The following is a 4621-nucleotide window of genomic DNA, read 5'->3' on the forward strand; positions in this document are numbered from 1 at the left end:
CGGGCGGTCAGTCCCGCAGGGCCGTGCGCTGGAGCAGCCCCCAGGTGAACTCGGCGGCGACCTCGTGGGGCGTCCCTTCCCGGTCGGGGGCGGTGAAGACGAGCGCCTGCCGGGTCGGCGCGGTGCTCTGCACGGGCCGTACGGGCGCGAAGGCCCGGGCCACCTCGTCCAGCGTGTACGACCAGCCGGTGAGGTCCTCCAGCGTGCGCGGCAGCGGAACGGCCGCCTCGGGCCGCCGCACCAGCCACTCGGTGAGCACGGCCCCGCCCTCCCCCACCAGCACCTCGAACCGCAGATCCGGCCACAGCGACAGCCCCCACTGCCACGCCTCGCACGCCATCCCGCCCACCTCCCGCGCCTCGACCACCTCGGGCGCCCCCAGCACCACCCGGTAACGCTCCGCCGCCGACCGCCACTTCTTCGACCGCGCCATCGCCTGCCACCGCCGGTTGACCTCCCGCATCTCGGTCAACGACGCCCCGAGCCGCAACCGGGCGTCCTCCGCCAACTCGGGATGGTGATCGGCCAGCCGCCGCAGCAGCACCAGCTGAAAATCGAGATCCATGGGGCCATGCTGCCGCGCCCGGCTCAAGCTGTCGGGCAACTCACCCGGAGGAACGAGTCACCACACCTGCCCTCCAGTCGCGCTCAGCCCCCGAGCTCCTCGATCAGCCCGCTCACGCGCTCCCGTATCTCGTCCCGGATCGGCCGGACGGCCTCCACCCCCTGTCCCGCCGGGTCGGGCAGCTGCCAGTCCAGGTACCGCTTGCCGGGGTAGTACGGACAGGTGTCGCCGCAGCCCATGGTGATCACCACGTCGGAGGTCCGGACGGCCTCGGGGGTGAGGATCTTGGGGATCTCGGCGGAGATGTCGATGCCCGCCTCGGCCATGGCCTGGACTACGGCCGGGTTCACGGTGTCGGCGGGAGCGGAACCGGCCGAGCGGACCTCGATGCGGCCCTGGGACAGATGAGCGAGGAAGGCGGCGGCCATCTGAGAGCGTCCGGCGTTGTGCACGCAGACGAACAGCACAGAAGGGACTGAGGAGTTGGGCACGGGTGTTCCTTCGAAGAGGTCAGGGGCGGACGGAGACGGAGTCGGGCTCGGTACGCGGCTGGACGGCATCCTCGGTGGGAGCCGACGGTCGCCCGAACAGGACGACGGCCAGCCCGACACCGACGGCCGTACCCACCAACTGGGCGCCGATGAAGGGCAGTACGGAGGCGGGCGCGATGCCCGCGAAGGTGTCGGTGAAGGCCCGGCCGACCGTGACGGCCGGGTTGGCGAAGCTGGTGGAGGAGGTGAACCAGTACGCCGCGCCGATGTACGAGGCGACCGCGACCGGCGCGACGTGTGCGCGACCGATGCGGGTGAGGCCGAGGATCAGCAGGACGAGCCCGGCCGTGGCGACGACCTCGCTCAGCCACAGATGCGCGCCCCAGCGCACATGCCCGGACCACCGCACCAGCCGCTCGCCGAACACCGCGTTGGCGAGGACGGCGCCACCGATCGCCCCGGCGAGCTGGGCCGTGACGTAGACGGCCACCTGGCGCGGCCGCGGGGTCCCCTCCCGGCGCCCGGTCCACCAGGCCGCCAGGGTGACCGCCGGGTTGAAGTGGGCGCCGGAGACGGGCCCGAGCAGCGTGATCAGGACGCCCAGGCCGAACACGGTCGCCAGCGAGTTGGCCAGGAGCTGCACGCCGACGTCCCGGGACAGCGCGGTCGCCTGGATGCCGGAGCCGACCACGACCGCGACGAGCGCCCCCGTCCCGACGAACTCCGCGGCGGCGCGGCGCGCGAGCGGGGCCGCGTTCGTCACCGGGAGGTTCCCGGCGCCTGGAGCAGCGAGGAGAGCCGGGCCAGGGCGGCGGGCAGCACCCAGTAGTAGACCCAGGTGCCGCGCCGCTCCGAGCCGACGAGACCGGCCTCGCGGAGCACCTTCAGATGATGGGAGATCGTCGGCTGGGACACCTCGAACGGCCCGGTCAGGTCGCAGACACACGCCTCCCCGCCCTCGTGCGAGGCGATCAGCGACAGCAGCCGCAGCCGTACCGGGTCCGACAGCGCCTTGAACATCCGGGCCAGATCGACGGCGGCGTCGTCGCCCAGCGGCTCCCGCACCAGCGGCGTACAGCACTCCCCCGTGTCGTCCTGCCCCAGCACGACGAACTCAGATTTCGACATGCGTCTATGTTGACACTCGTCGAATCAGCGAGCAAGCTCGCCATATCGACATCCGTCGAAACAAGACAGGGAGACCGTCATGTCCCGTGTTCAGCTCGCCCTGCGCGTCGCCGACCTCGAAGGCTCCGTCGCCTTCTACTCCCGCCTCTTCGCCACCGAGCCGGCCAAGCGCCGCCCCGGCTACGCGAACTTCGCCCTCACCGAGCCCCCGCTCAAGCTCGTCCTCATCGAGGGCGAGCCGGGCGAGGACACCCGTCTGGACCACCTCGGCGTCGAGGTCTCCAGCACGGAGGAGGTCACCGCCGCGGCCACCCGCCTCCAGGAATCCGGCCTCGTCACCCTGGAGGAGACCGACACCTCCTGCTGCTACGCCCTCCAGGACAAGGTCTGGGTCCACGGCCCCGGGAAGGAACCGTGGGAGGTGTACGTGGTGAAGGCGGACGCGGACACACGGGCCAAGGACACCGCCGCCCCGACGGGCGGATGCTGCGGCACCTGACCGGCCCTCACCGTCGCCCTCAGCCGCTCTCCGCGACCGCCACCCGCCCCGACCGCAGGGAGGTGTGCCCACCGGCCGGGCTGTAGAGGCTCACCGCGAGGGTGAAGAGGGAGTCGTCCGAGGCCACATGGAAGCCGTACTCGGCGAGCAGGGAGGCCATGCGGCGGGGCCTCCACAGGGAGCGCCAGGGTTCGCCCGCCGTGACGGCGCTGCCGAGGAGACGGGTCAGAAGGCGGCCCGCGGCGGCTTTGACCGAGGGCGCCTGGTAGTTGAGGACGAGGGTGCTGCCGGGGGCCGTTCGGGCGGCGAGGGCGGACAGGGTGGCGCGGACCTGGTCGCGGGTCAGGTAGGGCACGACGCCCTCCCAGAGCCAGACGGTCGGCCGGGCGGGATCGTGACCGGCGGCGTCCAGCGCGGCGCCGAGGTCGTCGGTGGCGAAGTCGACCGGAGTGAAGCGTACGGAGCGGGCGGTGACCTCCGGCGCGGCCTCGGCCAGGCGGGCGCGTTTGTCCCGCTGGGAGGCGGGATGGTCGACCTCCCAGACGTCGGTCTCCGCCAGCTCGGTCAGCCGCCAGGCACGGGTGTCGAGACCCGCGCCGAGGATCACGAGCTGGCCGGTGACCCGGGCGCGCACGGCGTCGTCGATCGCGACGGTACGCGGCACGACCACCTCGGCACAGGCCCGCACGCTCTCGTACGCCATGCGGGCCCGCCAGCCCTCCGGCGGCGTCCCCGCGCGCACCTCGTCCACGGCCTCCCGCTCCTCCGCGCGCAACAGCCGCACCGCCACCGGATCACCGAAGCGATCCGTGGCGAACCTGCCGTCCGCCGCCGCCCGCCCCTGACAGACCAGCACCGCCGTCCGACTGGCCGCCCGCTCGCTCTCGCTCATGGGGCCCCATTCAACATCACCCCCGAAAACCGAGAAGGCCCCTCCGGGAGGGAGGGGCCCGCGTCGTACCGCAGGCGAGAACGTTCCTGCAGTACGGCCTTGTTGGTGGGGCGGGTGGGACTCGAACCCACGGCCGACGGATTATGAGTCCGCTGCTCTAACCGGCTGAGCTACCGCCCCTCGCGGCGTGTCGCGTACATGTGTGCGCGCCGTCTGCCGCAGCATAGCCGCTCATACGATCTCCTGCTTCGGATGGTCGGCTTCCGCGCTGCTTCCTGACCTTGAGGACTTCCCCCAGGCCAGAGCGGTTCCCACGGACATGAAAAAGGACCCCGAAGGGGTCCTCGTTCAGCGCGCTCCCCCGACTGGACTCGAACCAGTAACCTGCCGGTTAACAGCCGGCTGCTCTGCCAATTGAGCTACAGGGGATCGAAGCTCCCCCGACTGGACTCGAACCAGTAACCTGCCGGTTAACAGCCGGCTGCTCTGCCAATTGAGCTACAGGGGATCGCTTCGTCTGCATCGAACGCACCTACCTGGGTATTCGCCAGGGGGCGGGCGGTCGCTGCGACACATACATTAGCGCAAGCAGGGGGGTGCTCCGCCAATCGGTACCCCTCGGCCCCCACACAGCACCATGAATCTGGGCAGGGACTACGGAAGGGAAGGGTGGCCGCCATGCGCTATCGGCTCACGTTCGTCGCCGGACTGGCCGTCGGCTACGTGCTCGGCACGCGGTCCGGGCACGAGCGGTACGAGCAGATGAAGAAGGCCGCTCGCGGGATCGCGCAGAACCCGGCCGTGCGCAACACCGCCGAGACCGCCGCCCACCAGGGCCGCGTCTACGCCGGCAAGGCGCTGCACACGGTCGGCGAGAAAGTCGGCGAACACGTCCCCGAACCGGTCGCCCAACGCGTCCGCTCCCTCCGCGAGCGCAACGGCCACACCCGGACGGAGGACGACTGGGGCACGAGCAACACGTAGCCCTCGGAGGGGAGCCCGAGCAGCCACCTCGGCGGCCGCCCCACTCCCTCCCCCCCCTCCCT

Annotated in this window: 7 protein-coding genes and 3 tRNA genes; 2 read left to right on the top strand and 8 right to left on the bottom strand. The window is 71.5% G+C overall.

Annotation, left to right across the window (positions count from 1 at the left end):
• Nucleotides 1-7: 7 nt before the first annotated feature.
• The 4 genes from GTW40_RS23945 to GTW40_RS23960 form a co-directional block, all read right to left on the bottom strand.
• Nucleotides 8-565 (bottom strand): hypothetical protein, encoded by a 558-nt coding sequence (locus GTW40_RS23945; protein WP_161182245.1) that lies wholly within the window; start codon nucleotides 563-565, stop codon nucleotides 8-10.
• 83 nt (nucleotides 566-648) lie between these two features.
• Nucleotides 649-1056 (bottom strand): arsenate reductase ArsC, encoded by a 408-nt coding sequence (locus GTW40_RS23950; RefSeq protein ID WP_161182246.1) that lies wholly within the window; start codon nucleotides 1054-1056, stop codon nucleotides 649-651.
• A gap of 19 nt (nucleotides 1057-1075) precedes the next feature.
• Nucleotides 1076-1819, bottom strand: coding sequence for an MIP/aquaporin family protein (locus tag GTW40_RS23955; RefSeq protein WP_343245773.1), 744 nt, complete (start codon nucleotides 1817-1819; stop codon nucleotides 1076-1078).
• Nucleotides 1816-2184: a metalloregulator ArsR/SmtB family transcription factor gene (locus GTW40_RS23960; protein WP_161182247.1), complete on the bottom strand. Its 369-nt coding sequence runs from the start codon at nucleotides 2182-2184 to the stop codon at nucleotides 1816-1818. The genes GTW40_RS23955 and GTW40_RS23960 overlap by 4 nt, the downstream gene beginning before the upstream one ends.
• A gap of 79 nt (nucleotides 2185-2263) precedes the next feature.
• On the opposite strand from GTW40_RS23960, the gene GTW40_RS23965 reads away from it, so the two are divergent.
• Nucleotides 2264-2683, top strand: coding sequence for an ArsI/CadI family heavy metal resistance metalloenzyme (locus GTW40_RS23965; RefSeq protein WP_161182248.1), 420 nt, complete (start codon nucleotides 2264-2266; stop codon nucleotides 2681-2683).
• 19 nt (nucleotides 2684-2702) lie between these two features.
• Here GTW40_RS23965 and GTW40_RS23970 read toward each other — a convergent pair whose 3' ends face one another.
• The 4 genes from GTW40_RS23970 to GTW40_RS23985 form a co-directional block, all read right to left on the bottom strand.
• Nucleotides 2703-3575: a class I SAM-dependent methyltransferase gene (locus GTW40_RS23970; protein WP_161182249.1), complete on the bottom strand. Its 873-nt coding sequence runs from the start codon at nucleotides 3573-3575 to the stop codon at nucleotides 2703-2705.
• A 103-nt stretch (nucleotides 3576-3678) separates the two neighbouring features.
• Nucleotides 3679-3755, bottom strand: a tRNA-Ile gene (locus tag GTW40_RS23975).
• 176 nt (nucleotides 3756-3931) lie between these two features.
• Nucleotides 3932-4004 (bottom strand) — tRNA-Asn (locus GTW40_RS23980).
• Nucleotides 4005-4010: 6 nt separating this feature from the next.
• Nucleotides 4011-4083, bottom strand: a tRNA-Asn gene (locus GTW40_RS23985).
• Between the two features lie 170 nt (nucleotides 4084-4253).
• Between GTW40_RS23985 and GTW40_RS23990 the strand changes: the two genes are divergently transcribed.
• The gene (locus tag GTW40_RS23990; RefSeq protein WP_161182250.1) at nucleotides 4254-4559 is read left to right on the top strand and encodes a YtxH domain-containing protein; all 306 of its coding nucleotides are present in this window, start codon (nucleotides 4254-4256) and stop codon (nucleotides 4557-4559) included.
• Nucleotides 4560-4621: the final 62 nt, after the last annotated feature.

Origin of the sequence: Streptomyces sp. SID4985 (assembly GCF_009863025.1) — a bacterium.
Taxonomy (GTDB): Bacteria; Actinomycetota; Actinomycetes; order Streptomycetales; family Streptomycetaceae; genus Streptomyces.